This window comes from Methylorubrum sp. SL192 (genome assembly GCF_026672325.1).
GTDB classification, from domain to species: Bacteria; Pseudomonadota; Alphaproteobacteria; order Rhizobiales; family Beijerinckiaceae; genus Methylobacterium; species Methylobacterium extorquens.
The window spans coordinates 4,481,877-4,506,835 of record NZ_JAPPQV010000003.1; the positions used below are offsets into that span (position 1 = coordinate 4,481,877).

The 24,959-nt window shown below is 68.9% G+C and carries 21 protein-coding genes and 3 pseudogenes; 22 read left to right on the forward strand and 2 right to left on the reverse strand.

Going from position 1 to position 24,959, the window contains the following annotated elements; all coding sequences use genetic code 11:
- Window positions 1-98: 98 nt before the first annotated feature.
- From OVA30_RS21540 to OVA30_RS21615, 16 genes and pseudogenes are all read left to right on the forward strand, one after another.
- Window positions 99-545, forward strand: a complete 447-nt coding sequence (locus OVA30_RS21540) for a (2Fe-2S)-binding protein (protein ID WP_003605635.1) — start codon at window positions 99-101, stop codon at window positions 543-545.
- A gap of 10 nt (window positions 546-555) precedes the next feature.
- Window positions 556-2,814, forward strand: a complete 2,259-nt coding sequence (locus OVA30_RS21545) for a xanthine dehydrogenase family protein molybdopterin-binding subunit (RefSeq protein ID WP_268176824.1) — start codon at window positions 556-558, stop codon at window positions 2,812-2,814.
- Window positions 2,815-2,824: 10 nt separating this feature from the next.
- Window positions 2,825-3,832, forward strand: coding sequence for an SLAC1 anion channel family protein (locus OVA30_RS21550; protein ID WP_268176826.1), 1,008 nt, complete (start codon window positions 2,825-2,827; stop codon window positions 3,830-3,832).
- 231 nt (window positions 3,833-4,063) lie between these two features.
- Window positions 4,064-5,314 (forward strand): phosphoglycerate dehydrogenase, encoded by a 1,251-nt coding sequence (gene serA / locus OVA30_RS21555; protein WP_003605631.1) that lies wholly within the window; start codon window positions 4,064-4,066, stop codon window positions 5,312-5,314.
- 15 nt (window positions 5,315-5,329) lie between these two features.
- The gene (locus tag OVA30_RS21560; RefSeq protein ID WP_268176830.1) at window positions 5,330-6,727 is read left to right on the forward strand and encodes an FAD-binding oxidoreductase; all 1,398 of its coding nucleotides are present in this window, start codon (window positions 5,330-5,332) and stop codon (window positions 6,725-6,727) included.
- A 733-nt stretch (window positions 6,728-7,460) separates the two neighbouring features.
- Window positions 7,461-8,120: a cytochrome c3 family protein gene (locus OVA30_RS21565; protein ID WP_147019315.1), complete on the forward strand. Its 660-nt coding sequence runs from the start codon at window positions 7,461-7,463 to the stop codon at window positions 8,118-8,120.
- Complete coding sequence (locus OVA30_RS21570; RefSeq protein WP_268176832.1) at window positions 8,108-10,918, forward strand: 4Fe-4S dicluster domain-containing protein; 2,811 nt, start codon at window positions 8,108-8,110, stop codon at window positions 10,916-10,918. The genes OVA30_RS21565 and OVA30_RS21570 overlap by 13 nt, the downstream gene beginning before the upstream one ends.
- Window positions 10,915-12,276: pseudogene (gene nrfD, locus OVA30_RS21575) on the forward strand (NrfD/PsrC family molybdoenzyme membrane anchor subunit); the annotation flags it as partial. The gene OVA30_RS21570 and the pseudogene nrfD, both read left to right, overlap by 4 nt.
- 4 nt (window positions 12,277-12,280) lie before the next feature.
- Window positions 12,281-12,799: a DUF3341 domain-containing protein gene (locus OVA30_RS21580; RefSeq protein ID WP_056114195.1), complete on the forward strand. Its 519-nt coding sequence runs from the start codon at window positions 12,281-12,283 to the stop codon at window positions 12,797-12,799.
- A complete protein-coding gene (locus OVA30_RS21585; RefSeq protein WP_268177524.1) occupies window positions 12,796-13,323 on the forward strand; it encodes a c-type cytochrome in 528 nt (175 codons plus the stop codon). Before OVA30_RS21580 ends, OVA30_RS21585 begins: the two co-directional genes overlap by 4 nt.
- Window positions 13,320-14,276 carry a hypothetical protein gene (locus OVA30_RS21590; protein WP_268176834.1) on the forward strand — a complete coding sequence of 319 codons (957 nt, stop codon included), beginning with the start codon at window positions 13,320-13,322 and terminating at the stop codon, window positions 14,274-14,276. The genes OVA30_RS21585 and OVA30_RS21590 overlap by 4 nt, the downstream gene beginning before the upstream one ends.
- Complete coding sequence (locus tag OVA30_RS21595) at window positions 14,269-14,790, forward strand: hypothetical protein (RefSeq protein ID WP_268176836.1); 522 nt, start codon at window positions 14,269-14,271, stop codon at window positions 14,788-14,790. The genes OVA30_RS21590 and OVA30_RS21595 overlap by 8 nt, the downstream gene beginning before the upstream one ends.
- Window positions 14,790-15,878, forward strand: coding sequence for a cytochrome c oxidase subunit II (coxB, locus tag OVA30_RS21600; RefSeq protein ID WP_268176837.1), 1,089 nt, complete (start codon window positions 14,790-14,792; stop codon window positions 15,876-15,878). Before OVA30_RS21595 ends, coxB begins: the two co-directional genes overlap by 1 nt.
- Before the next feature lie 31 nt (window positions 15,879-15,909).
- A complete protein-coding gene (gene ctaD / locus OVA30_RS21605) occupies window positions 15,910-17,601 on the forward strand; it encodes a cytochrome c oxidase subunit I (protein ID WP_268176839.1) in 1,692 nt (563 codons plus the stop codon).
- Window positions 17,598-18,287, forward strand: coding sequence for a cytochrome c oxidase subunit 3 (locus OVA30_RS21610; protein ID WP_268176841.1), 690 nt, complete (start codon window positions 17,598-17,600; stop codon window positions 18,285-18,287). Before ctaD ends, OVA30_RS21610 begins: the two co-directional genes overlap by 4 nt.
- The gene (locus OVA30_RS21615) at window positions 18,284-18,586 is read left to right on the forward strand and encodes a cytochrome C oxidase subunit IV family protein (protein ID WP_268176844.1); all 303 of its coding nucleotides are present in this window, start codon (window positions 18,284-18,286) and stop codon (window positions 18,584-18,586) included. Before OVA30_RS21610 ends, OVA30_RS21615 begins: the two co-directional genes overlap by 4 nt.
- A 176-nt stretch (window positions 18,587-18,762) precedes the next feature.
- Here the strand turns inward: OVA30_RS21615 and OVA30_RS21620 are convergent.
- Both OVA30_RS21620 and OVA30_RS21625 read right to left on the reverse strand, forming a co-directional pair.
- Window positions 18,763-19,072 (reverse strand): annotated as a pseudogene (locus OVA30_RS21620) (IS3 family transposase); the annotation flags it as partial.
- A gap of 17 nt (window positions 19,073-19,089) precedes the next feature.
- Complete coding sequence (locus OVA30_RS21625) at window positions 19,090-19,374, reverse strand: hypothetical protein (protein ID WP_268176845.1); 285 nt, start codon at window positions 19,372-19,374, stop codon at window positions 19,090-19,092.
- 266 nt (window positions 19,375-19,640) lie between these two features.
- Between OVA30_RS21625 and OVA30_RS21630 the strand changes: the two genes are divergently transcribed.
- The 6 genes and pseudogenes from OVA30_RS21630 (at window position 19,641) to kdpA (ending at window position 24,937) form a co-directional block, all read left to right on the forward strand.
- Window positions 19,641-20,171, forward strand: coding sequence for an RNA polymerase sigma factor (locus OVA30_RS21630; protein WP_268176846.1), 531 nt, complete (start codon window positions 19,641-19,643; stop codon window positions 20,169-20,171).
- Window positions 20,172-20,173: 2 nt separating this feature from the next.
- Complete coding sequence (locus OVA30_RS21635) at window positions 20,174-20,941, forward strand: anti-sigma factor family protein (protein ID WP_268176847.1); 768 nt, start codon at window positions 20,174-20,176, stop codon at window positions 20,939-20,941.
- Window positions 20,942-20,948: 7 nt separating this feature from the next.
- Window positions 20,949-22,061 (forward strand): annotated as a pseudogene (locus tag OVA30_RS21640) (catalase family peroxidase).
- The gene (locus OVA30_RS21645) at window positions 22,058-22,624 is read left to right on the forward strand and encodes a cytochrome b (RefSeq protein WP_268176848.1); all 567 of its coding nucleotides are present in this window, start codon (window positions 22,058-22,060) and stop codon (window positions 22,622-22,624) included. The pseudogene OVA30_RS21640 and the gene OVA30_RS21645 overlap by 4 nt, the downstream one beginning before the upstream one ends.
- 486 nt (window positions 22,625-23,110) lie before the next feature.
- Window positions 23,111-23,200: a K(+)-transporting ATPase subunit F gene (locus OVA30_RS21655; RefSeq protein ID WP_012778951.1), complete on the forward strand. Its 90-nt coding sequence runs from the start codon at window positions 23,111-23,113 to the stop codon at window positions 23,198-23,200.
- A gap of 21 nt (window positions 23,201-23,221) precedes the next feature.
- Window positions 23,222-24,937: a potassium-transporting ATPase subunit KdpA gene (gene kdpA / locus OVA30_RS21660; RefSeq protein WP_268176850.1), complete on the forward strand. Its 1,716-nt coding sequence runs from the start codon at window positions 23,222-23,224 to the stop codon at window positions 24,935-24,937.
- Window positions 24,938-24,959 lie beyond the last annotated feature (22 nt).

Below are 24,959 nucleotides of genomic sequence, written 5' to 3' on the forward strand. Positions count from 1 at the left end.
GCCTCGATGGCCGGAATTGCCGTGTTTACGGCGTTGCCAATTGCCAAGCCGCCGACGAGCATGGATATTGAAACGCGAAGACTCGAGGGAGTCGGTTGATGATAAGCCTTTCGATCAATGGCCATCAACATTCGATCGATGTAGAGCCGGACACGCCGCTTCTGTTCGTGCTGCGTGACACGATTGGCCTCACCGGCACCAAATACGGTTGCGGCATCGGCCAATGCGGTGCCTGCACCGTGCTCATCGACGGGCAGGCGATCCGATCCTGCCAGATGCCGGTCGAGAGCGTCGGTGCGCAAACGGTGACCACCATCGAGGCGATCGAGGCCGATCCGGTCGGCGCCCGCGTCGTGGCGGCCTGGGTCGGGATCGAGGTGCCGCAATGCGGCTACTGCCAGTCGGGCCAGGTCATGGCCGCGACGGGGCTCCTGAAGGAAACGCCGAAACCGTCCGAGGACGCGATCGCCGCAGCCATGACCAATCTGTGCCGTTGCGGCACCTACAACGCCATCGCCGCCGCTGTGCGGCAGGCCGCGGCCTGAGGAGGCGGGGATGAACGACCTCACGCCCCACCACCGCCTCGGCATCGCCCCCCGGCCTCAATCGGAGCCGGTGCGCAACCTCTCGCGGCGCGGCTTCCTCGGGATCGCCTCGGGCGCCCTCCTGCTCGGCATCGACCTGTCGAAGGACGCCGCGGCGCAGACTCGCGCGGAAGGTCCGGCGGCGGTGGCGGCAAAGCCCGGCACCCGCGTGGCCGCCTTCCTCGAAATCCGTCCGGATGGCGGCGTGCGCCTGCTCAGCCCCTTCGTCGAGGGCGGCCAGGGCATCAATACCGGGCTCGCCCAGACCATCGGCGAGGAACTCGACCTCGACCCCGCCCGCTTCACGGTGGAATGCGCTCCGCCCGGCCCCGACTACGCCGTCGTCAACGGCCTGCGGATGACCGGAGGCAGCTTCTCGACCCGCTCCAGCTTCGAGGCGATGCGCCGTCTCGGCGCCACCGCCCGCGAGATGCTGCTACGCGCCGCCGCCGCCCGGCTCGCCGTGCCGCAGGACAGCCTGACGACCGATGACGGGCGCGTGATTCACGCCGCCTCCGGCCGGACCCTCGGCTATGGCGAGGTGGCACAGGCTGCCCTGGCGCTCCTGCCGCGCGACGACGTTGCTCTGAAGAACCCGAGAGACTTCCGCTGGATCGGCCGGCCGGTGGCCCGGCTCGATATGCGCGACAAGGCGACGGGCCGGGCGACCTACGCCATCGACATACGCCTCGACGCGATGCTGCACGCCGCCGTGCAGCACGCGCCGCATCTCGGCACCGAGCCGCGAGCGGTCGCCAACGAGGCAGAGGTCCGCGCGATGCCCGGTGTCCACTCGGTCCATCGCCTGCCCGGCGCCGTGGCGGTGCTCGCCGATTCGTGGTGGCGCGCGCGCAAGGGTGCGGAGGCGCTTCAAGTGACCTGGAGCGAGCCCGCACCGGAGGGCATCGCCACGGTCTCGGCCACCTTCTCCTCGGCGGCGATGCTGGCGGCCCTGAAGAGCACGACCGAGCCCGGCCTCCCGGCCGAGCAGGAGGGCGACCCGGGAGCGGCCTTCGCGAATGCCGCCAAGGTGATCGAGGCGGAATACGACGCGCCCTACCTCGCCCACGCCCAGCTCGAACCGCCCTCGGCGGTCGCCCGGTTCACGGCGGATGGCAGCCTCGATCTGTGGGTGCCCAACCAGATGCCGGAGCTGTTCCAGCAGATCGCCGCGAAGACCGCGGGGCTCGACCCGGAGCAGGTGCGCATCCATTCGCCGATGCTCGGGGGCTTCTTCGGGCGCCACTTCGCCTACGGCCCGGCCAACCCCTTCCCGCAGGCGATCCTGCTCGCCAAGGCGACCGGCCGGCCCGTGCGGGTGCTGTGGTCGCGCGAGGAGGAGTTCGGCATGGACGCCGTGCGGCCCCTGAGCTTTGCCCGCTTCAGAGCCGCGCTCGGGCCCGACGGGATGCCGGTGGCGCTCCAGACCACCGCCGTGGGCGAAGGCCCGATCAGCCGCTGGTTCGGCGCATTGTTCACGTCGCCCGTCGATTCATCCGTCGTCGAGGGGCTCGACAAGAAGCCCTACGCCATCCCGAACCGGCGCCTCGACTACGTGCGGGTGGCCCATCCCGTCACGATCGCCTTCTGGCGCTCGGTCGGCCACTCGATGAACGACTACTTCTACGAGAGCTTCCTCGACGAAATCGCCGCAGCCGGGGGCCGGGACCCGTTCGACCTGCGCATGGCACTGCTGGCGAACAGCCCGCGCCACGCCACCCTGCTGCGGAAAGTGGCGGAACTCGCAGGCGGCTGGCGGCGCGGACCCTTCGTGGCCGAGGACGGCACGCGCCGGGCGCGAGGCGTCTCCATGGCCTCGCCCTTCGGCTCGGAGACGGCCACCATCGCCGAGGTCTCGCTCGAGGACGGCGAGGCGCGGGTGCACGACCTCTGGATCGCCATCGATCCGGGCAGTGTCGTCAACCCGGCGATCGTGAAGCGGCAGGTCGAGAGCGCGGCGGCGCTCGGCCTCTCCTCCACGCTTCTCGAACAGGTGGTCTACGAGAACGGGCAGCGGCAGGCGCGGAACTTCGACACCTACCCGATCCTCGACCGCACGCGGATGCCGAGGGTCCACGTGGCCATCGTCGAGAGCGGGGCGCCGATGGGCGGCATCGGCGAACCGGGCCTGCCCGGCGTGCCGCCCGCGGTGGTCAACGCGGTCGCGGTGCTCACCGGGCAGCGGGTGCGCAGCCTGCCGCTCGCCAAGACGCGCCTGTCCGGTGTCTGACGGCGGCGGTATGGCCGCTCCCCTGGCGCCGGCGGCGACGGAGGCGCCCGCCGTCCCGGTGCCGCGGTTCGATTACCTTCCGGTCGCCCTGTTCGGCTCCGTGATGGGGCTGACGGGCCTGAGCGTCGCGTGGCGCCTCGCGGCGGCGCGGTACGGCCTGCCTGCCCTCGTTGCCGATGCGATCGGCTGGGGCGCCGTCCTCACCTCCCTCGCCCTCGCGCTGGCCTACGGCGCGAAGGCGGTCACGGCCTGGCCGGCGGTGACGGCCGAGTTCCGCCATCCGATCGCCGGCAACCTGTTCGGCACCGTCCTGATCAGCCTGCTGCTCCTGCCCTTCGTGCTGCACGACCTCAGCCCGGCGCTCGCGGCCGCGGCCTGGATCGTCGGCACGGGTGGCATGGCCCTGTTCGCCGTCCTCATCGTCAGCCGCTGGATGGGCAGCCGCCAGCAGCTCGCCCACGCGACGCCTGCCTGGATGGTGCCGGTGGTCGGCCTCCTCGACATCCCCCTCGCTGCTCCCGCACTGGGCCTGCCCCACACGCAGACGCTGGCGATGGCCGCGCTGAGCATCGGCCTGTTCTTCGCCGGCCCGCTCTTCACCCTGGTCTTCGCCCGCCTCGTCTTCGAAGAGCCGCTGCCGCCGGCCCAGCGGCCGACGCTGATGATCCTGGTCGCGCCCTTCGCCGTCGGCTTTTCCAGCTACACGGCGACCTTCGGGCGGATCGACGCCTTCGCCGAGGCGCTGTTCTTGGTTGGCCTGTTCATGTTCGTGGTCCTCCTCGGCCGCCTGCGCGACCTGCCGCGCTGCTGCCCGTTCCGCGTCTCGTGGTGGGCGGTGAGCTTCCCGCTCGCTGCTATGGCGGTGGCGGCCCTGCGCTACGCCGAACACGTCCGCGCGGTCCCCGCCGACGTCCTGGCGCTGGCGCTGCTCGCCCTGGCCACGGCCGGCATCGCCGCGCTCGCAACTCGAACCCTCGTCGGCATCGCCCGCGGCGAGCTGCGCCGGCTTGCTGGCTGACACGACCTTTCTTCGCGCAACCGCCGACCGCGCGACGGAGGCAAGCGCTCTCTCGTCGCGATCCAGGACGAGGACGGGGAATCGGCGGGACGCCATGGTCCGGCCGGCTTTGCGCGAGAAACGCGTCACGATTCGCCCCAGTCGTCGCTCACACTGAGCCGCCGGCGATTGCCGCACCGCAACATTTGTGTATGTGGCGGGCGCTCAACGACGAGAGGCGCAGGCAGGACCATGCCGGGCACGGACAGCTTCACCCTTCAGGATCAGGTCAACATCGTCCTGGCCGAGAATATCGCGCCGTCGGCGGTCGAGGTCCTCGCGCGGGCGAGCCTCCACCACGTGCGGCGCCTGCCGCGCGCGATCGGCTCGGCGGATGCCGATGTGCTCGCCGGGGCGCATGTCCTCGGCATCCGCTCGCGCACGCAGGTGACGACCGGCCTGCTCGACGCCGCTCCGGCCCTCGTCGCGGTCGGCTGCTTCAGCGTCGGCACCAACCAGGTCGATCTGGAAGCGGCCCGCGCCCGCGGCATCCCGGTCTTCAACGCGCCCTTCTCCAACACCCGCAGCGTCGCCGAACTGACGATCGGCGAGATCGTGATGCTGCTGCGCCGCATCACGCCCCGCTCCGCCTCGGCGCATGAAGGCGGCTGGGACAAGTCGGCGGAGAATTCCTACGAGGTCCGCGGCAAGACGCTCGGCATCGTCGGCTACGGCAATATCGGCGCGCAGCTCTCGAACCTCGCCGAGGCGATGGGCATGCGGGTGATCTTCTTCGATCTCACCGACCGACTGCGCCACGGCAACACGGAGCCGGCCGACAGCCTCGACGCCTTGCTCGCCGCCAGCGACGTGGTGAGCCTGCACGTACCGGAGACGCCGCTCACCCACGGGCTCATGAGCGCCGAGCGCATCGGCCGGATGAAGCCCGGCGCCTACCTCATCAACAACAGCCGCGGCACCGTGGTCGATCTCGACGCTCTCGCCGACGCGCTCAAGGAGGGCCGCCTGCGCGGCGCGGCGGTCGACGTGTTCCCCGTCGAGCCGCGCTCCAACGACGAGCGCTTCGTCTCGCCGCTCCAGGGCATCCCGAACGTAATCCTCACGCCGCATATCGGCGGCTCGACCGAGGAAGCGCAGGACCGCATCGGCTCGGAGGTCGCGCGCAAGCTCGTCGATTACGTCGAGACCGGTTCGACGCTGGGTGCCGTCAACTTCCCGCAGGTGCAGATCCCGCCGCGCATCGGCGGCGTGCGCTTCCTGCACGTGCACCGGAACGTCCCCGGCGTGCTCGGCCACGTCAACCAAGCCTTCGCCCGGCGCGGCGTCAACATCGCGTCGCAGTACCTTCAGACCGAAGGCGAGTTGGGCTACGTCGTGGTGGAAGCCGACGCCGCGCCCGCCGATCGCGCCGGCATCCTCGCCGAGCTCGACGCCATCGACGGCACCGTGCGCACCCGCCTGATCCAGGCGCGGATCGCCTAAGGAATCCTTCGAGCCATGAGCGCGACCGGTCTCCCCCCCGATCTTCTCGCCCGTCTCGACGGTCTGCTGGGACCGGGCGGCCTGCTGACGGACGATGCCGATTGCGCGCCCTTCGCCATCGACTGGCGCCGCCTGTTCCCGGGCCGGCCCGCTGCCGTGGCGCGGCCAACGAGCACGGCGCAGGTCGCTTCGGTTGTCGGCCTTTGCCGCGAGGCCGGCATCGCCCTGGTGCCCCAGGGCGGCCATACCGGGCTCGCGGGCGGGGCCACCCCCGACGCCTCGGGGCGCCAACTCGTGCTCTCGCTGGCGCGGATGAACGCGGTCCGCGCCATCGATCCGGTCGGCCTCACCCTGGAGGTCGAGGCGGGCTGCGTCGTCCAGGCGGTGCAAGCGGCGGCCGAGGCCGCCGGGCGGCTGTTCCCGGTGAGCTACGGCGCGGAAGGCTCCGCCATGGTCGGCGGCATGATCGCCACCAATTCCGGCGGCATCAACGTGCTGCGCTACGGCATGACCCGCAACCTCGTGCTCGGTCTCGAAGTCGTGCTCGCCGACGGCGGCGTCGTCGACGGCCTGCGCGCCTTGCGCAAGGACAATGCGGGCTACGACTGGAAGCAGCTCTTTATCGGCAGCGAGGGGACGCTCGGCATTGTCACCGCGGCGGTGCTGCGCCTCGTTCCCCGGCCGCGCCACACCGAGACCGCCCTGCTGGCGGTGCCCGACCCGGAAGCGGCGCTCCGAGTGCTGGCCGCCGCGCAGGACGGCCTCGGCGACACCATTCAGGCCTTCGAGCTGATCTCGCGTTGCTCCTTCGACCTGCTGGAGCGCTATGCCGGCCTGCCGAGCCCGCTGCCGCCCTCCCCCTGGTGCATCCTGCTGGAGGCGGGATCGAGCCTATCGGGCCTCCGGGACGCGGTTGAAGGCACGCTGGGCGAAGTTCTGGAGCGAGGCGACGCCGTGGACGGCGTGCTCGCCGAATCGGAAGCGCAGGCTGCCGGCCTCTGGGGTTTGCGCGAGCGCATCACCGAATGCGAGGCGCACCAGGGCAAGTCGGTCAAGCACGACGTCTCGGTGCCGATCCCGGCGATCCCGGCCTTTCTTGAGGCCGCCGACCGAGCCTTGGCCGAGGGCGCGCCCGGCACCGTCCCGAACGTGTTCGGCCACATGGGCGACGGCAACCTGCACTACAACGTGCTGATCGGGCCCGAGCACGACAGCGCCGCGATCAACCGGCTCGTGCACGACGTGGTCGATCGGTTCGCCGGCAGCATCTCGGCCGAGCACGGCATCGGCCAGTACCGCGTCGACGAGCTGGCGCGCCGCCGCCGGCCCGAGGAGATGGCTTTGGCGCTTCGCCTGAAGCGGGCGCTCGACCCGGACGGCCTGCTCAACCCGGGTAAGGTTCTGCGGGTCTGATCCTGCGGATGCTCGAGAGGTTGTCCTCGGCGAGGCCGAGGCGTCGTCGTTCACCACGCGTTCGACCCTGAGGCCATGGCGGCGGACGAAGCGTCGCCCGTTGAAGAGGCAGACGAGGCAGCAGCTGCGCTGTTCGTCCCCATCGCTGACATTTCTTCGAGCCAATGTCCGGGGAGACCGGCTTCGCGTCCGTCGCAGGCGGCTCGACGTTCCGGTTTACCGTATGCGTACCGCTGCACCGGATCAGACGCCTTCTCGTTCACGACACGTCGATCAACCAACAAACAACTCGTCCCGTCCTTCGACGCGTCGACCATTCGGTCGAGTCCGTCGGTGACGAGGAGCGACGAAGCTCGACATTTCCGATTGATCTTTCTCCGGCATCCGAGGTTTCCCGGCCATCAAGGCGTGACCGATGCGACGGCGCCGAGCCGGGCGTGTCGCGAGGGAGGATGCACGACAGACGAGCCACCCATCCGTTCTGACCGCCGGAGAAGATCCAGCGAAGGCGAGCGCGCAAAACTCATCGCGTTTTGATCGCCACCGAGAAAGAAGAAGAGCACGCCCTGTAAGCAAGGCGTGAATAATAAGACGCGTCGGTACCGTTGTATTAGGGCGATGACAAACAATTTAGGTCGATATCTCAGCGGCTTTCTTGCGGAAAGAACGAATATCGGCCAGCCTTAATCCCCGAAGATATGAACGGTGACGGACGGAAGGCTGCCCGCGCGGGATGGTTCAGGTATTTCATCCAGGAGCGGATACGGTCGCCCGCGTCGTTCTTGCCTCGATCGGCGCTGCGCCGGTCCTGGCGGTGGGGCTCGCCTACGCGCTTTGGCGCTCGCCCTACGCCACGGCCCAGGACGTGACCCGCGAGCAGCCCGTTCCCTTCAGCCACGAGCACCATGTCGGCGGGCTCGGGATCGATTGCCGCTACTGCCACACCTCGGTCGAGAAGGCGGCCTTCGCCGGCATTCCCCCGACCGAGACCTGTATGAGCTGCCATTCGCAGGAATGGACCAACGCTCCGATGCTTGCGCCCGTGCGCCAGAGCCTCGCCGAGGAGAGACCGCTTCAGTGGAACCGCGTTCACAACCTCCCGGCCTATGTCTACTTCAATCATTCCGTGCACGTGGCTAAGGGCGTTGGTTGCTCGACGTGCCACGGCGAAGTCCAGACCATGAAGCTGATGCGGCAGGCCGCGCCGCTCACCATGGGCTGGTGCCTCGACTGCCACCGCGATCCGGCGCCGAACCTGCGTCCGCATGAGGCGGTGTTCGATATGAACTGGAAGCCGCCGGCCGATCAGGCGGCGATCGGCGCGCGCTTCATGGAAGAGCGCCACATCAAGTCAGCCGAGCGGCTGAGCGAGTGCTCGATATGCCACCGCTGACCCCGCCCTCCCGGCGCGAGGCGCTGCGACTTCTCGGAGCGGGCATCACGCTCGCCGCGGGCGGCTGTTCGAAGCCGGTCGACGAGATCGTGCCCTATGTCCGCGCGCCCGAGCAGCTTCTGCCCGGCGTACCGGTGCGCTACGCCACGACTCTGTCCCTGAGTGGCTGGGCCCGCGGCGTCCACGCCATCGCCGTCGACGGACGGCCGATCAAGATCGAGGGCAATCCGCTCCATCCCAGCAGCCTGGGGGCGACCGACGTGTTCGCCGAGGCCGCGATCCTCGACCTCTACGATCCCGACCGCTCGCGCACGGTGACCGAGCGCGTCAACGGCATCGCCTCCTGGGACATGTTCGAGCGCGCTCTGAGCGGGCCGCTTTCCACCGTGCGCGGCGCGCGCGGACGTGGCCTGCACCTCGTGACCGGCCGCGTCACCTCGCCGACGCTCGCCCGCCAGATCGAGGCCCTGCTGCAAGCCCTGCCGGAGGCGGTCTGGCATGTTCACGAGGCGATCGACGAGGCGAATGCCGAGCGGGGAGCCGAACTCGCCTTCGGCCGCCCCTTGCGGGCCCTGCCGCGGCTCGATCGGGCCGAGACGATCCTGTGCGTCGGCGCAGACCCGCTCGGGGCCGGGCCGGACCAGATCCGCCTGGCGCGCGCCTTCGCCGAGCGCCGCCGCGATCCGGCCCGGTTCGGGCGCCTCTACGTGGCCGAGTCGGCGCTGACGCTCACGGGCGTCAAGGCGGATGCGCGGCGCGCCGTGACGCCGCTCGAACAGGCCGCGATCCTGACGAGCGTCGCCAACGCGCTCGGTGCCCGCTTGGCCGCGCCCGATCTGCCCGAGGCGGCCCGCCGCTTCGCACAAGCGGCCGCCGCCGATCTGACGGCGCATCAGGGTCGCGCTCTAGTGCTCGCCGGCCCCGCCCTCCCGCCGGAATGGCACGCGCTGACCCACTGGATCAACGCGCGACTTCGCGCGCCGGTCGATGTCATCGCGCCGCCCGACCGGATCGAGGGTCGTGCTCCGGCGACGCTCGCCGATCTCGCCCAGGCGCTCGACCGCGGCAGCGTGATCTGCCTCGCCATCCTCGGTGGCGATCCGGTCGCGACGGCACCGGCCGACCTCGATCTTGCCCGGCGCATCGCCCGCGCCCGCTTCAGCGTCCATGCCGGCTTGCACGGCGACGAGACCGCGGGAGCGACCCACTGGCACCTGCCTCTGACGCACGAGTTGGAGAGCTGGTCGGATCTTCGCGCCACGGATGGCACGGTCAGCCTCGTACAGCCGCTGCTGCGCCCGCTCTACGACGGGCGCTCGCTCCACGAGATCCTCCCGCTGTTCACCGGCCGCAGCGCGACCTCGGGCTATGCGCTCGTGCGCGAGACATGGCGGGAGCGCGGCGGCGCCGATTTCGAGGGCTGGTGGCGCCGCTGCCTGCATGACGGCATCGTTGCGGACAGCGCCGCGCCCATCGTCGATCCCGGCGAGCCGCGCCTGCCGACCCTTCCCGAGACCCGCCAGGCCGAGGGGCTGACGGTCGAGCTGCGTCCCGACCCGTGCCTCTGGGACGGGCGCTTTGCCAACAATGCTTGGCTTCAGGAATGCCCGAAGCCGATCTCGAAGCAGGTCTGGGGCAACGCGCTCGCGCTCTCACGCGCGGAAGCCCGGCGGCGCGGGCTGGCGGCCGGCGACGTGGTGCGCGCGAGCGCGGGCGGGCGCTCGATCGAGGTGCCGGTCATCACCGAGTCCGGCGTCGCCGAGGGTGTCGGCGTGCTGACACTCGGCTACGGCCGCGAGCGGGCCGGCGCCATCGGCAACGGTATCGGTGCAAACGCCTACGGGCTGGTGACGCAGGCGTCGCCTTGGCTCGTGACCGGCGTCGATCTCGCGAAGTCCGACCGAACCGAAACGATCCTGCGCACGCAGAACTACGTCGAGATCGAGGGCGAAACTAAAAAGCTGTTCCGGCAGATCGATCTCGCGGCGCTGGCAAGTGCCGAGCCGAAGGGCGCCGGCGCGGATCAGCCGTCCCTGCTCGATCCGTGGAAGGGCGATGCCGACGGCCATGCCTGGGCGATGGTGATCGACACCGATGCCTGCATCGGCTGCAACGCCTGCGTCGTTGCCTGCCAGTCCGAGAACAACGTGCCCGTGGTCGGGCCGGAAGAGATCGCGCGGGGCCGGATGATGCATTGGCTGCGGGTCGATATCTACGACGAGGGCAGCCCGGAGGCGCCGCGCGCCGGGTTCCAGCCCGTGCCCTGCATGCATTGCGAGCACGCGCCCTGCGAGCCGGTGTGTCCCGTCGCGGCCTCGGTCCATGACGGCGAGGGCCTGAACCTTCAGGTCTACAATCGCTGCGTCGGCACCCGCTTCTGCGAGGCGAACTGCCCTTACAAGGTCCGCCGGTTCAACTTCTTCGGCTACGCCGACGGCCAGCCCTATGCCAATCTCGGCGCGGAATCGATGAAGGCCCAGCGCAACCCCAACGTCACCGTCCGCGCCCGCGGCGTGATGGAGAAGTGCACCTACTGCATCCAACGCATCGCCACCGAGCGGCAGGCGGCCGAGCGCGACGGGCGCGAGATGGGCGCGGTCGTCACCGCCTGCCAATCTGCTTGCCCGACGCGGGCGATCCGGTTCGGCGACCTCGCAAAGTCCGGCAACGCCATCACCGAACTGCGCAAGGACCCGCGCCACTACGCGCTGATGGAGGAGCTGAACACCCGCCCGCGCACGACCTACCTCGCGAACCTTCGCTCCCCGAACCCGGATCTGAAGGAGGATCGCGCGTGAGCGGGCATGCCCAGCCCCATCGCTGGATCGCCCGCGAGCGTCTCGGCTATGGCGAGATCTGCGCCGCGGTCGCCGATCCGATCCAGAGGCGCGGGCCGGGACGGGCCTGGGTCATCGCCTTCGTCGGCGTGCTGCCGCTGGTGCTCGCCACCGTGATCGCCATCGGCGCGGTGCTCACCGTCGGCATCGGCCTCTCGGGGGTGAACACCACGGTGGTCTGGGGCTTCTCGATCGCCAACTACGTCTGGTGGATCGGCATCGGCAATGCCGGAACGCTGATCTCCTCGATGCTGCTGCTGACGCGCCAGCATTGGCGCGCCTCGATCAACCGCTTCGCCGAGGCGATGACGCTGTTCGCGGCCGCCATCGCCGGCATCTTCCCGATCATCCATCTCGGGCGGCCGCTCTATTCGTATTGGCTCGCCCCCTACCCCAACACCATGGATCTCTGGCCGCAATGGCGCTCGGCGCTGGTCTGGGATTTCTGGGCGATCCTCAGCTACCTCCTGTTCTCCCTGATCTTCTGGTTCACTGGCCTGCTGCCCGACCTCGCGACCATGCGCGACCGGGCGCAATCGCGCCTCGGCAGGAAGATCTACGGCGCGCTGGCGCTCGGCTGGCGCGGCTCGGCCCGGCACTGGGCGGTCTACGAGACCTTCCACAAGACCATGGCGGCTTTGGCCGTCCCGCTGGTCTGCTCCGTCCATTCCATCGTCGGCCTCGACTTTGCCGCGAGCCTGATGCCCGGCTGGCAGGAATCGATCTTCCCGCCCTACTTCGTCGTCGGGGCGATGTATTCGGGCTTCGCCATGGTGGTGGTGCTGGCCATCATCATCCGCTGGGGCCTGAACCTTCAGGCGGTGATCACCCCGGCCCATTTCGACGCCATGGCGAAGGTGATGCTGTTCGCCTCGGTCGTCATGACCTTCTCCTACGCCACGGAGTGGTTCATGGGCTGGTATGGCGGCGATCACGCCGACCGCGCCGTGATTGCCTACTTCTTCACCGGCGACTATCGCTGGCTCTATTACAGCCTGTTGTTCTGCAACTGCCTCGTGCCGCAGGCGCTCTGGTTCGCCCGGGTGCGCCTCAACCTATGGGCGCTCGCGATCATCTCGATCGTGATCAATCTCGGCATGTGGCTCGAGCGCATTCTGATCGTCTGGAACACGCTCTCGCACGGCCACGCCGTGAGCCTGTGGCGGACCTATCACGTCAGCTTCTACGACGTGGTGATCCTAATCGCGCCGCTCGGGCTGTTCGCCTTCGGCTTCCTCGTGCTGGCGCGGATCTTCCCCATCGTCTCCATCCACGAGGTCAGCCAGCTCGCCCACGATGAGGGCGCGGCGCAAGGGGGACGGCATGAGCGCCCCGCTGCTCGCCGAGTTCGACAACCCCGACGCGCTGGTACGGGCGATGCGGCTGGCCGCCGCCGACGGCCACCGCGCGCTCGACGCCTTCACGCCCTTCCCGGTGCCGGATCTCACGAACGCTTTCGCGCCGCCGCGCAACCTCGTGCGGCCGGTGATGGCTTTGACAGGCTTCGGCGCGGCGGCGGCGATGTACGCCCTGCAATGGTACTCCTCCGTGATCGATTACCCATTGAACACCGGCGGGCGTCCGCTGCATTCCTGGCCGGTCTTCCTGCTGGTGCCGTTCGAATTCGGCGTGCTGATCGCGGCGATCACGGGCCTCATCGCCCTGTTCTGGACCTGCGGGTTGCCGCGCCTGCACCATCCGCTCTTCGCGATCCCGCAATTCGAGCGCGCGAGCCAGGACCGCTTCCTGCTCCTCGTCGCGTCGAAGGACACCGACGCGACGGCGCTTCGCGAGAGCCTGGAGCGGGCCGGCGCCCTCCTCGTCGCGGAGATGCACCCGTGAGGCGCGCCCTCCCCCTGCTGCTGCCGCTGCTGTTCACCCTTGGCGCCTGCGAGGACCAGTCGATGCGCCAGCAGGCGCGTTACGAGGTTTATGGCAAGGCCCCGCTCTTCCCCGATCACGCGGAGGCGCGCCGCCCGCCGGAGGGCACGGTCGCGATCGGCGCACTCGAACGCGAGACCGCCCTGCGCGAGCCGCCGCCCGTGGATGCGGCACTGCTGGAGCGCGGTCGCCAGCGCTACGACGCGATCTGCACGCCCTGCCACGGCTATACCGGCCATGGCGACGGCATGGTGGTGCAGCGCGGCTTTCCCGCCCCGCCTTCCTATCACGACGACCGCCTGCGGGCGGCGCCGGCCGCCTACTTCGTCGATGTCATCACCCGCGGCTACGGTGTGATGTACGCCTACGCCAACCGGGTCGAGCCGCGCGACCGCTGGGCGATCGCCGCCTATATCCGCGCGTTGCAGCTCTCGCAGGGCGCCCGCGTCGCCGAGGCGCCCGATCTCGCGGAGAAGCTGCCGTGAGCGATGCCCTGTCCCGCGGCTGGCTGCTGGCCTGGATCGTGTGGAGCGCGGTGCCTTTCGGTGCCCTCGTCCTCGTGATGATCCATAGGGTGACCGGCGGGCGCTGGGGCGAGGCTCTCGCTCCGGTGCTGCGGCCGGCGACCACCCTCGTGCCGCTCGCCGCCGTCACCTTCCTCGGTGTCGCCCTCGGGCTACACGCCGCCTATCCCTGGGCCGCAGGCACTGGCGCCAAGCCGGACGTCCTGCGCCTCTACCTCGATCCGACGCTGTTCCTCGTCCGTGCAGCCGTAACCCTGCTCGGCTGGTCGGCGCTTGCAGCGTTGTTCCTGTCCGGGCGCGCCGGCACGCTCGCCGCCGCCCTCGGTCTCACCTTCTATGGTCTGAGCATCAGCCTCGTCTCCGTCGACTGGATCCTCTCGGTCGAGCCCGGCTTCAACGCCTCGGCCTTTCCCGCCGACGTCGCCCTCCATCAGATCCTCGCGGCACTTGCTTTCGCCGCTCTGGTCAGCCCGCCGAGCCTCGACGCGCGCGGCGCCTCCGACCTCGCCGGCCTGATGCTCGCGACGCTCCTCGGTGTGATCTACCTCGAGCTGATGTCCTACATTGTGGCGTGGTACGGCGACCTTCCGCCCAAGGCGGCGTGGTATCTCAAGCGCGGCGCGAGCCCCTGGGGCGGCGTCCTCGTGGCGAGCCTGATCCTCGGCGGGATCCTACCCTTCCTCGCCCTGCTCTTCTCCGCCGTTCGGAACAGTCCGGCGCTGATGCGCGGCGTTGGCCTGCTCGTGCTGATCGGCGTGGCGGTTCACTTCGCCTGGCTCGTTCTCCCGGCTTACGGCGACGAGGCCGGCTCCGCCGCCGCGGCGGCCGTGGTCGCCCTCGTCGTGCTGGTACTCCTGTCCCGCTTCGCCTCTCGGCTCATCATCCGGCGTGCCGGGAGGCTCCGTCATGTCTGACGCGGCGCGCGGTCAACTCCATACGCGGGTTCACGACGATGTCGTCGGCCATGCCCCGCCCGGCACCGAGGCGCCCGATATCCGGCTCAAGCCGCTGCTGCTGACCGGCCTGTTCATCGTCGTCTTCACCGCCGTCACCATCGGCGGGCTTCGCTACTACTATAACCGCCAGGGCCTCGGCCCCCTGGTTCAGACGGCGCGGATGTTTCCGGCGCCCCGGCTTCAACAGAGCCCGGCGGCCGACCTCGCGGCAATGCTCAGGGATCAGCGGGCCAAGCTCGACGGTTACGCCTGGATCGACCGCGCGAACGGGATCGCCCGGATGCCGATCGAGGAGGCGATGCGACGCCTCGCGGAGCGCGGCAACGCGGCCTACGCGGCCCCGCTCCAGCCGGAACGTACGCCCGCGCTCGGCAGCCGCGGCGGTGCGTCGAGCCGCGTGCTCTCGCCCGGCGCCGGGCCGGGCGCGGTCAGCACGCCCGTGAGCACCGGTCCGGGGATAGGCGCGCGCTGATGCTCGATTCCCTGATCCCCGCGTTCCTGCGACCGGAATCGGCCTCCGTTCAGGCGGCGAAGGTCGATACGATCTTCGTCGGCCTCCTGCTGATCTCCTCGGCCATCGTCCTGCTCGTGGTCGGGCTCGTCCTGACCTTCGCGATCCGGTTCCGCCGCGGCTCCCCGGCCAAGCGCGGCGAGATGCCGAGCGTCGTTTCCCGCGAATTCGAGATCGGCTGGACCGCCGCGACACTGTTCATCTTCGTCTTCATCTTCTGGTGGGCGGCGTCGGTCGAGATCGTCGCCTTCTCGCCGCCGAAGGATGCGATCGAGATCCACGTCGTCGGCAAGCAATGGATGTGGAAGACGCAAGGGCCGAGCGGCACGCGCGAGATCAACGAGCTGCATGTCCCGGTCGGCGCGCCGGTGCGCCTGCTACTGACCTCGCAGGACGTGATCCACTCGTTCTACGTCCCGGCCTTCCGCCTGAAGCGCGACGCCCTGCCCTACCAGCAGACCGAGACGTGGTTTCAGGCGACCAAAACCGGCACCTATCACCTGCTCTGCACCGAGTATTGCGGCACCGACCACTCGCGCATGCTGGGCCGGGTGATCGTGATGGAGCCGCAGGACTACGCACAGTGGCTCACACGGCAGCCCGAGCGGGACGGCCTCGCCGAACTCGGCGAACGGCTCTTCTCCGCGCGCGGCTGCTCCGGCTGCCATAACGCCGGTTCGAAGGTGCACGCGCCTTCGCTCGCCGGGATCTGGGGGCAGTCGGTGCCGCTGGAAGGCGGACGCATGGCAAGCGTGGATGAAGCCTACATCCGCGACTCGATCCTCCAGCCGCAGCGCGATGTCGTCGCCGGCTACGAGCCGATCATGCCGAGCTACGAGGGCAAGCTCTCCGACGGCGAGATCCAGGCGCTCACCGCCTATATCCGCCACGGCACCGACCGGTTCGACCTGATCGGCTCGCTCAACCTTGCGACCGCGCAGAACATCTGCGCGCCCGGCCAGACCCCGCAGGACGGCGCCGCGAACCAGACCCTGCGCAGCCCCGCCATGGTGCCCGGCGCGCCCGCTTCGGGAGAGACGCCGCAATGACGCATCATCCCTCTTCCGCAGGAAGCCTCCGATGAGCGGCGCCTCTTCCGATGCCTCGACGCTGGCCAATCCGCGCGAATTGGATCTCGGCCTGCCGGTCAGCTATCTCGGCGAGGGCCATTCCGTCGCCTCCTGGCTGTTCACCACCGATCACAAGCGCATCGCGATACTCTACGTGCTGTCGATCACGTTCTTCTTCTTCATCGGCGGCGCGGCCGCCACGCTGGTGCGGCTGGAGCTGTTCACGCCGCAGGGCGACGTCGTCGGCGCCGACACCTACAACAAGCTGTTCTCGCTGCACGGCATCGTCATGGTCTGGTTCTTCCTCATCCCGTCGATCCCGACGACGATGGGGAACTTCCTGCTGCCGCTGATGATCGGCGCGCGCGACCTCGCCTTCCCCAAGCTCAACCTGATCTCGTGGTATCTCAACATGGCCGGCGGGCTGCTGACGCTCGCCGCCGTGCTGGCGGGGGGTATCGACACCGGCTGGACCTTCTACGTCCCCTACTCGACCGTATTCTCGAACACCTTCGTCACGCTCGCCGTGCTCGGCGTGTTCGTCTCGGGCTTCTCGACCATCGCCACGGGCGTCAACTTCATCGCCACGGTGCATTACCTGCGGGCGCCCGGCATGACGTGGTTCCGGCTGCCGCTCTTCGTCTGGTCGATGTACACGACGAGCCTGATCTTTGTGCTCGCCACGCCGGTGCTGGCCCTGACGCTCGTCCTCGTCATCGCCGAGCGCACCTTTAACCTGCCGATCTTCGATCCGGCGCGGGGCGGCGACCCGATCCTGTTCCAGCACCTGTTCTGGTTCTACTCGCACCCGGCCGTCTACATCATGATCCTGCCGGCGATGGGCGTGATCTCGGAAGTCATCACCTGCTACGCGCGGCGGCGCATCTTCGGTTACTCGTTCATGGTCTACGCCCTGGTGGCGATCGCGGTGATCGGCTTCTTCACCTGGGGCCACCACATGTTCACCTCGGGCATGTCGCCGTTTGCCGCCCTGGTCTTCTCGTTCCTGTCCTTCATCGTGGCGGTGCCCTCGGCGATCAAAGTGTTCAACTGGACTGCCACGCTCTACCGCGGCCAGATCGGCTTTGAATCGCCGATGCTCTACGCGCTTGGCTTCCTCGGCCTGTTCACCATGGGCGGCCTGACCGGCCTGTTCCTGGCTTCCGTGCCGATCGACGTGCACGTGCAGGACACCTACTTCGTCGTCGCGCATTTCCACTACATCATGGTCGGCGCCTCGGTCTCGGCCTACTTCGCCGGCCTGCATTTCTGGTGGCCGAAGGTGACGGGGCGGATGTATCCGGAGAGCTGGGCGCGGTTTGCCGCGCTGCTGATGTTCTTCGGCTTCAACCTGACCTTCTTCCCGCAATTCATCGCCGGCTATCTCGGCATGCCGCGGCGCTACTACGCCTATCCTCCGGAGTTCCAGGTTTGGAACGTACTGTCGTCTTCAGGCGCGGCCGTGCTCGCGGTGGCCTACCTCATGCCGCTCGGCTACCTCACCTGGTCGCTGTTCTATGGTAGTCGTGCCCTCAACGACCCGTGGAACGCCTCAGGGCTCGAATGGCGCACGACGTCTCCGCCGCCGCGCCAGAACTTCTTCGGCAACCCGGAAGTGCTCGGCCGCCCCTACGATTATCACCCCGAGAGCGCGGCGCCGGCCGAGGACGATCGCATCGCCGAGCAAGGAGCGCTGACGTGAGCCCGGGCGGTGACATCACGCCGCCAACCGCCGGCCGCCATCTGCGCGAGCCCTGGGGCGGGCTCAGGCTGCCGGAGACGGGCGCGTTCGCGTATCAGCGCGCCGGGGCCACCTTCGGGATGTGGGTCTTCCTCGCCAGCGAAGTGCTGTTCTTCGGCGCGCTGTTCCTGCTCTATACGGTGCTGCGCCTAGAGCACGCGACGGACTTCGCGACCGCGGCCCGCGAGACCAGCATCGTCTACGGCACCCTCAACACCGCGCTGCTGCTGACCAGCGGGCTGACCGCGGCCATCGCGGCGCAGGCCTCGGAGCAGGACGGATTGCGCCGCCTCACCCTGTTCTGCCTTACGACGACCGTCCTGCTCGGTCTTGCCTTCCTGGTGGTCAAAGGCCTCGAATACCGCGAGGATATCGAGAAGCATCTCGTGCCCGGCGCTGATTTCGCCCTCAAGGCGCCGGCCACGCAGCTCTTCTTCGGCTTCTACTGGCTCTCGACCTCGGTCCACGCGATCCATCTGTCGATCGGCGTCGGCCTCATCGCCCGCCTCATCTGGCGGGAGTGGCGCGCACCGGGCTTCCTGCTTGCGAGCCCGCAGGTGGAGGTGGCGACACTCTACTGGGGCTTCGTCGACATGGTCTGGATCTTCCTCTACCCGATGCTCTACCTCGATGGGCGGAGCGCATGAGCGCGCGTCTTCGGACGAGGGCCGGCACGATCTGGCTGCGCGGCCTCGTCGTCTGGCTTCTGCTGCTGGGGCTCCTGACGGCAAGCCTGCTCGCCGCCTACCACCTCAATGCTCCCTGGGCTCCAGCCGTGAATTTCGGCCTCGCCGCGACACAAGCCGGCTTGGTCGCCCTGCTGTTCATGCGCCTGAACCGCGCCGACCACCTTGTGCGTCTCGCCGCCGCGTGCGGCCTGTTCTGGCTCGCGATCCTGTTCGCCCTGACGCTGACCGACACGCTGAGCCGCCTCGCCAACACCTGACATCTTGTGTGCCAGCGCTAGCGATGATCGCTCGCATTTGAACGACGCCCGCCGCGACGTCAGCGCCGGTGCCTCGTGTGGCCCCGCTTTGTCGGTTCCTGATGATGATCATCACCTTGACCCGACCCCTTATTTTGGACCGAGTCAGTTGCGAGGCCGGTGCATGGTAGCCGCGATGGGGTGCCGAACGCCCGATCCGGGAAGGTGACCGGCGCGGGCGGCCGATCGCCGAGCGACGAGTGCAGTCGAACGCGATCCTGGTGCGATGTAATAGATCTGCGCACCAGCTTTTGCGGCCCATTTGCGCCGTGCCTTCGGGATCATCCGAAGGCCATTGTCGCGGCAAATGTGTTCCGGAATGCCATGCAGGCACAGGGCGTCGGCTACTGCCTTAATCACGCCGACGCTGTTGATGTGCCGTGCCGCCTTCAGCCGTAGGCAGGCCCGGCTGTGCTCTTCGATCGACCTCAGGATTTGCAAGAGGCGGGAACGCTTGCGCCGGTTCAGTTCGGGATCAGCTCTCGTGCGGGCCCACCCGCCTCTTGGCCCCGGCCGCGGGCATAGGGCGGCAGGGCGGGGTTGTTGGCGTTGGCGGAGTCGGTGTCGCTCTCGAAGAACTCGTCGCCCGGCATTGCACCGGCCGTCCAGGCGGAGACGATTGACGAGGTGCAGCTCCCTGAGCAGGCCTGAGCCGGCGCGACGGCCTTTGCACTTGCACCCGTGGTGACGGCGGCAAGAGCACCGACGGCGGCAAACAGGACGAGAGCGGTGTGCTTGATGTTGTACATGTCAGATTCCTCTGGTTCGCTGCCGAACACTTCGATCGGACCGGCAACGACCTGACAGACGCCATCTTCCGCGAAATATTCCGGGCTCGGTCCCAAAAAATTGCGGTTTCGTCGTCTGACATCCGCCAGGACATACGACCCAAAAAAATCAGGCTGGCTCCGGAATAAACGTCGGGGAACGGCGTCTCTGTCCCCGTACCGTCGCCGGGCGCGCTTGCCGCGGGCGGAGCGGTCGAACGAAGTCCGCGCGTGTCAGGAGGATGGCCGTGAGCGATATGATCCGCCTCATCGAGCCGCTCATTCCGGCCCTGCGCCGCTATGCCCGCGCGCTCCTGCACAACCCGACCGATGCGGACGACCTCGTTCAGGATTGTCTGGAGCGCGCCATCGGCCGGTGGCATCAGCGCCGGGCCGACGGGGACGTGCGCACTTGGCTCTACGCCATTCTTCATAATCTCGCCGTCAGCCAGATGCGCCAGCGCGCGCGCCGCGGTTCGTACATGACCGTCGAGGATGCGCCGGAGGCGACTTTGGCCGTCGCCCCGAACCAGGACGATGGCCTGCTCCAGCGCGACGTGACGGCGGCTCTCGACGCTCTGCCGGAGGAGCAGCGCGGCGTGCTGCTGCTCGTGAGCGTGGAGGGGCTCTCCTACGCCGAGGCGGCGCAGGTGCTCGCCATCCCCATCGGAACCGTGATGTCGCGCCTGTCGCGCGCGCGCGACCGGATGATCCAGCTCATCGACGGTGAGAGCGCGTCCGCTCCCGTCAAGCGTCCGCTGCTCAGGAGGGTGAAGTGACCATGCGCCCGATTACCGAGGACGACCTGCAGGCGTTCGTCGACGAGCGCTTGGAAGCGGCGCGCAAAGCCGAGGTCGAATCCTATCTCACTCGCCATCCCGATCTCAGCCGACGCGTCGAGCGCATGCGCGCACTCGGTGACGACCTGCGCGGAGCCTTCGGCCCAGTGGCCGCCGAACCCGTACCGGCCCAGCTCAACCTTGCACACCTCGTCGAGGCACGGCGGCGCCCGCGTCTGCCCTCCTGGCAGGCTGCGGCCGCCGCCGTCCTGCTCGCGCTCGGAGGTTTGGGCGGCTGGGGTCTTCGCGGAACCCTGTCTTCGCCGATGACCGGGGTCGATGCCTTGGCCCAGGAGGCGAGCGCGAACTACGCCGTCTATGCCCCCGACCGCCTGCGCCCGGTCGAACTCGCGGCGAGCGACAGTGACGAACTCGCCCGCTGGTTCTCTGCCCGGCTCGACCGCCGGGTCGGCGTGCCGGACCTGACTTCCTCCGGCTACCGGCTGATGGGCGGACGGCTGGTTGCCACGCCGCACGGTCCGGCAGGTCTGCTGATGTATGACGACCATCATGGCACGCGCCTCGTCATGCTGATGCGGCCCATGGCCCAGCCGGGCGATGCGCCCATGCGTGAGCACCGGTCCGGGTCCGCCGCCGGCTACGCCTGGGCCCAGGACGGGCTCGGCTACAGCCTCGTAGGCGCACGCGATCCGGCCGTCCTTCATCCCCTGGCCAACGAGATTCGCCGCACGACCGCGACGAACACCTGAGGCATCCATGACCCTGCTGCACCACCTCACCGGGGCTCCTCCCGGAATGACCACGCGCGCCCTGATGCTGCGCCTCGCTGGCATCGGCGCGGTGCTCGCCGGAACGGCCGGAGCCTTCACCTACGCGGGCGGCTGGTTGTCATCGGACGCACTGACCCCGGCGCGCGTCGTCGACCGCTTCGAGCAGGTGAACGGTCCGCATCCCGGCTTCCGGCGCAACCATGCCAAGGGCCTGTGCGTGGCCGGCGACTTCGCCAGCAACGGAGCAGGAGCCCGTCTCTCGAAGGCCAGCGTGTTCTCGGCGGGGCGGGTGACGCCGGTCGAGGGACGGGTCGCGCTCGCGGGCGGGCAGCCCTACGCGGCCGATACCGCAGCCACAGTGCGCAGCCTCGCCGTGCGCTTCCGGCTGCCCGAGGGCGAGGAGTGGCGCACAGGCATGAACAACATCCCGGTCTTCCCGGTGCGCACGCCGGAGGCCTTCTACGAGCAGTTGCTCGCCGCCAAGCCGGATCCGGCCACCGGCAAGCCCGACCCTGAGCGCCTGAAGGCGTTCTTCGCCATGCATCCTGAGAGTGCGAAGGCGGCAGCCTTGATCAAGGCGCGCACGATCACCGCCGGCTTTGCCGACAGCACCTTCCGGAGCCTGAACGCCTTCCGGTTCGTGGCGAGCGATGGCCGTACGACACCGGTGCGATGGGCTTTCGTGCCGGAGCGGCGACCGGAACCGGGATCCGCCGCCCAGGAGGCGCAAGCCGCCAAGAATGTCCTGTTCGACACCCTCGCGGCCGAGCTTCGGCAGGAACCGCTGCATTGGCACCTTGTCGTGACCCTGGGTCAGGCGAGTGACGCCACCGACGACGCGACTCTCCCGTAGCCCTCCGACCGCGAGAGTGTGGACGTGGGTACGCTGACCCTCACCGGCACAGCGCCGGAGGAAGCCGATACTTGCCGGGACATCAACTTCGATCCGCTCGTCCTGCCGGACGGCATCGCACCCTCCGACGATCCGCTGCTGAGCGCCCGCTCGGCGGCCTATGCCCGATCCTTCACCCGGCGCGCCGGTGAGGAAAAGGTGCCCAGCGCCGTGGCCGGCACATCACCGGATGGAGCCTCACTGTGACGGACAGCACCCGCTTCAATCTGCCGGCACGCCTGCTCCACTGGAGCATGGCGGCACTGATCCTGACCATGCTGCTGATCGGCGTCGCGATGGTGACATCGCTCGCCGACTACCACGCGCTGGTCGCGCTGCACCGTCCGCTCGGCCTCTTGATCCTGCTCCTTGCCGTCCTGCGGCTCGCGAACCGCTGGCGTCGTCCACCGCCGCCCTTGCCGCGGGATCTGCCGGTCTGGCAGCGCCGGGCCGCACATGCCTCACACATCGTCCTCTACGGGCTGATGCTGGCCATGCCGCTCGTCGGTTGGGCGATGCTGTCGGCGGCCCGCTACCCCGTAACGCTTGTCGGACCGTTCGTGCTGCCGCCGATCCTGCCGCAAAGCCCGATGGTCTACGCTTGGTTACGCGAGCTCCACACCGTGTTGGCCTACGGGCTGTTCGCCACGATCCTCGCCCATATCGGAGCGGCGCTGCTGCATGCGCTGATCCGGCGTGATGGTGTCTTCGCGAGCATGGCATTCCCGTCAGGGGTTCGCTCGCCTGCGGCGCCGCGAGCAGGGACCTGATCGCGCCTCGGTCTCAAGCTGCGCAGCCCCGCAAAGGCGGGCCGAGGGCTGCTTCATGACCTCCAGCTCGATACCGTGCTTGCGCGCGGCCGTGGCCGGCTTTTCGCCGGTGTCGCCCTGATCGACGAAGGTGAGCAGCAGCGCCGCCTGTCCCAGGGCGAGGCTTCTCGGCGCCTCGGGCGCCTGCCAGGAGCGGCAGGCCGCCTGGCGGCCAGGCACGCGCAGCAGAAGAGCGGTGAACCCGGAATCGGGCCGATCCTCATGCGATCCTTATAAGATCGCATTCCTTTCCCTCTCGAACCCTAACGCGGTTCCCGTCCACATTCCGGATAGGCCCAGGCCAGCCGCGGGGCACCCGCGGCCGGCGGACCGAACGGATACGGACAACACCATGCTCGACATCGTCTTCCTGCTCGGAGGCCTCGCTTTCTTCGGCCTGGTCGCCGGCTATGCCGCGCTCTGCGAGCGTCTCTAAGGCAAGCCGCCATGACCCTCGACCTCGCCCTTGGCGCCCTCGTAACGACCGGGCTCCTCGTCTACCTCACCTACGCCCTCGTCCGCCCCGAGCGGTTCTGAGCGGCCCCAGGACGAACCTCCATGACACTCAACGGCTGGATGCAGATCGCGCTGTACGGCGCGGTCGTGCTGGCGCTCGTGCGGCCACTCGGCGGGTACATGACCCGCGTCTTCGACGGCGAGCGCACGCTTCTCTCGCCCGCCCTCGCCCCGATCGAGCGCGGGCTCTATCGCGTCTCCGGCATCGACGCGCGCCAGGAGCAGACTTGGCTCGGCTACGCAGGGGCGATGGTCCTGTTCAATGTCGCCGGCTTTGTCCTGCTCTACGCGCTCCTGCGCCTGCAGGCGCTGTTGCCGCTCAACTCAGCCGAGCAGGCCGCGGTGGCGCCCGACCTCGCCTTCAACACCGCGACGAGCTTCGTCACTAACACCAACTGGCAGTCCTACGGCGGCGAGACCACTCTGACTTACCTTAGCCAGATGCTGGGGCTGACGCACCAGAACTTCGTCTCGGCGGCGTCGGGCATGGCGGTGGCGGTCGCGCTGATCCGCGGCTTCGCCAGGGCTTCGACAAAGACGCTGGGCTCCTTCTGGGTCGATATGACCCGCGCCACCCTCTACGTGTTGCTGCCGCTCTGCACCGTGCTGGCCCTGTTCTACGTGTCCCAGGGCATGCCGCAGACGCTCTCGCCCTACGTCGAGGCGACGACGCTGGAGGGCGCGAAGCAGACCATCGCGGTCGGGCCGGTGGCAAGCCAGGTCGCCATCAAGATGCTGGGGACCAACGGCGGCGGCTTCTTCAACGCCAACGCCGCGCACCCCTTCGAGAACCCGACCGCGCTCTCGAACTTCCTGCAGATGCTCTCGATCTTCGTGATCGGCGCCGCGCTCACCAACGTCTTCGGCCGCATGGTCGGGGACGAGCGGCAAGGCTGGGCGATCCTCACCGCGATGGGCCTGCTCTTCATCGCCGGCGTGGCCGTGACCTACTGGGCCGAGGCCAACGCCCACGGCGTCCTCGCCAACCTCAGCCTCACCGGCGGCAACATGGAAGGCAAGGAGGTCCGCTTCGGCATCGCCGCTTCGGCGCTGTTCGCGGTGATCACGACAGCCGCCTCCTGCGGTGCGGTCAACGCCATGCATGACAGCTTTACCGCGCTGGGCGGGCTGATTCCGCTACTCAACATGCAGCTCGGCGAGGTCATCATCGGCGGCGTCGGCGCGGGCCTCTACGGCATGCTGGTCTTCGTCGTGGTCGCGATCTTCGTGGCCGGCCTGATGGTCGGACGCACTCCCGAGTATCTCGGCAAGAAGATCGAGGCGCGCGAGGTGAAGATGGCGATGCTCGGCATCCTCTGCCTGCCGCTGATGATGCTGGGCTTCACGGCTTTTGCCACGGTGGTGCCGGCCGGTCTCGCCGGGCCCGCGAATGCCGGCCCGCACGGTTTCTCGGAGATCCTCTACGCCTACACCTCGGCCGCCGCCAACAACGGCTCGGCCTTCGGCGGGCTGACGGCCAACACGCTGTTCTACAACACCACGCTGGCCATCGGCATGCTCGTCGGCCGCTTCTTCGTGAAGATTCCGGTTCTGGCCATCGCCGGCTCGCTCGCCGCCAAGAAGCGGCTTCCGGCCTCCGCCGGCACGTTCCCGACCCATGGCGGGCTGTTCGTCGGCCTCCTCGTCGGCGTGGTGCTGATCATCGGCGGCCTGACCTTCTTCCCGGCGCTGGCGCTGGGCCCGGTGGTCGAGCACTTCGCCGGGTCGGCCGGCCAGACCTTCGCGACCGGGGGCTGAGATGCCGCACCCTGTCCCGAAC

Bases quoted from the DNA above. Each gene is read 5' to 3' on its own strand.
- OVA30_RS21635 (WP_268176847.1), top strand. From the start codon at position 20,174: ATGCGCCCGATTACCGAGGACGACCTGCAGGCGTTCGTCGACGAGCGC.
- OVA30_RS21560 (WP_268176830.1), top strand. From the start codon at position 5,330: ATGAGCGCGACCGGTCTCCCCCCCGATCTTCTCGCCCGTCTCGACGGT.
- OVA30_RS21570 (WP_268176832.1), top strand. From the start codon at position 8,108: ATGCCACCGCTGACCCCGCCCTCCCGGCGCGAGGCGCTGCGACTTCTC.
- OVA30_RS21625 (WP_268176845.1), bottom strand. From the start codon at position 19,374: ATGTACAACATCAAGCACACCGCTCTCGTCCTGTTTGCCGCCGTCGGT.
- OVA30_RS21580 (WP_056114195.1), top strand. From the start codon at position 12,281: ATGAGCGCCCCGCTGCTCGCCGAGTTCGACAACCCCGACGCGCTGGTA.
- OVA30_RS21655 (WP_012778951.1), top strand. From the start codon at position 23,111: ATGACCCTCGACCTCGCCCTTGGCGCCCTCGTAACGACCGGGCTCCTC.
- OVA30_RS21545 (WP_268176824.1), top strand. From the start codon at position 556: ATGAACGACCTCACGCCCCACCACCGCCTCGGCATCGCCCCCCGGCCT.
- OVA30_RS21615 (WP_268176844.1), top strand. From the start codon at position 18,284: ATGAGCGCGCGTCTTCGGACGAGGGCCGGCACGATCTGGCTGCGCGGC.
- OVA30_RS21540 (WP_003605635.1), top strand. From the start codon at position 99: ATGATAAGCCTTTCGATCAATGGCCATCAACATTCGATCGATGTAGAG.
- OVA30_RS21550 (WP_268176826.1), top strand. From the start codon at position 2,825: ATGGCCGCTCCCCTGGCGCCGGCGGCGACGGAGGCGCCCGCCGTCCCG.
- serA (WP_003605631.1), top strand. From the start codon at position 4,064: ATGCCGGGCACGGACAGCTTCACCCTTCAGGATCAGGTCAACATCGTC.
- OVA30_RS21565 (WP_147019315.1), top strand. From the start codon at position 7,461: ATGGTTCAGGTATTTCATCCAGGAGCGGATACGGTCGCCCGCGTCGTT.
- kdpA (WP_268176850.1), top strand. From the start codon at position 23,222: ATGACACTCAACGGCTGGATGCAGATCGCGCTGTACGGCGCGGTCGTG.
- ctaD (WP_268176839.1), top strand. From the start codon at position 15,910: ATGAGCGGCGCCTCTTCCGATGCCTCGACGCTGGCCAATCCGCGCGAA.
- OVA30_RS21595 (WP_268176836.1), top strand. From the start codon at position 14,269: ATGTCTGACGCGGCGCGCGGTCAACTCCATACGCGGGTTCACGACGAT.
- coxB (WP_268176837.1), top strand. From the start codon at position 14,790: ATGCTCGATTCCCTGATCCCCGCGTTCCTGCGACCGGAATCGGCCTCC.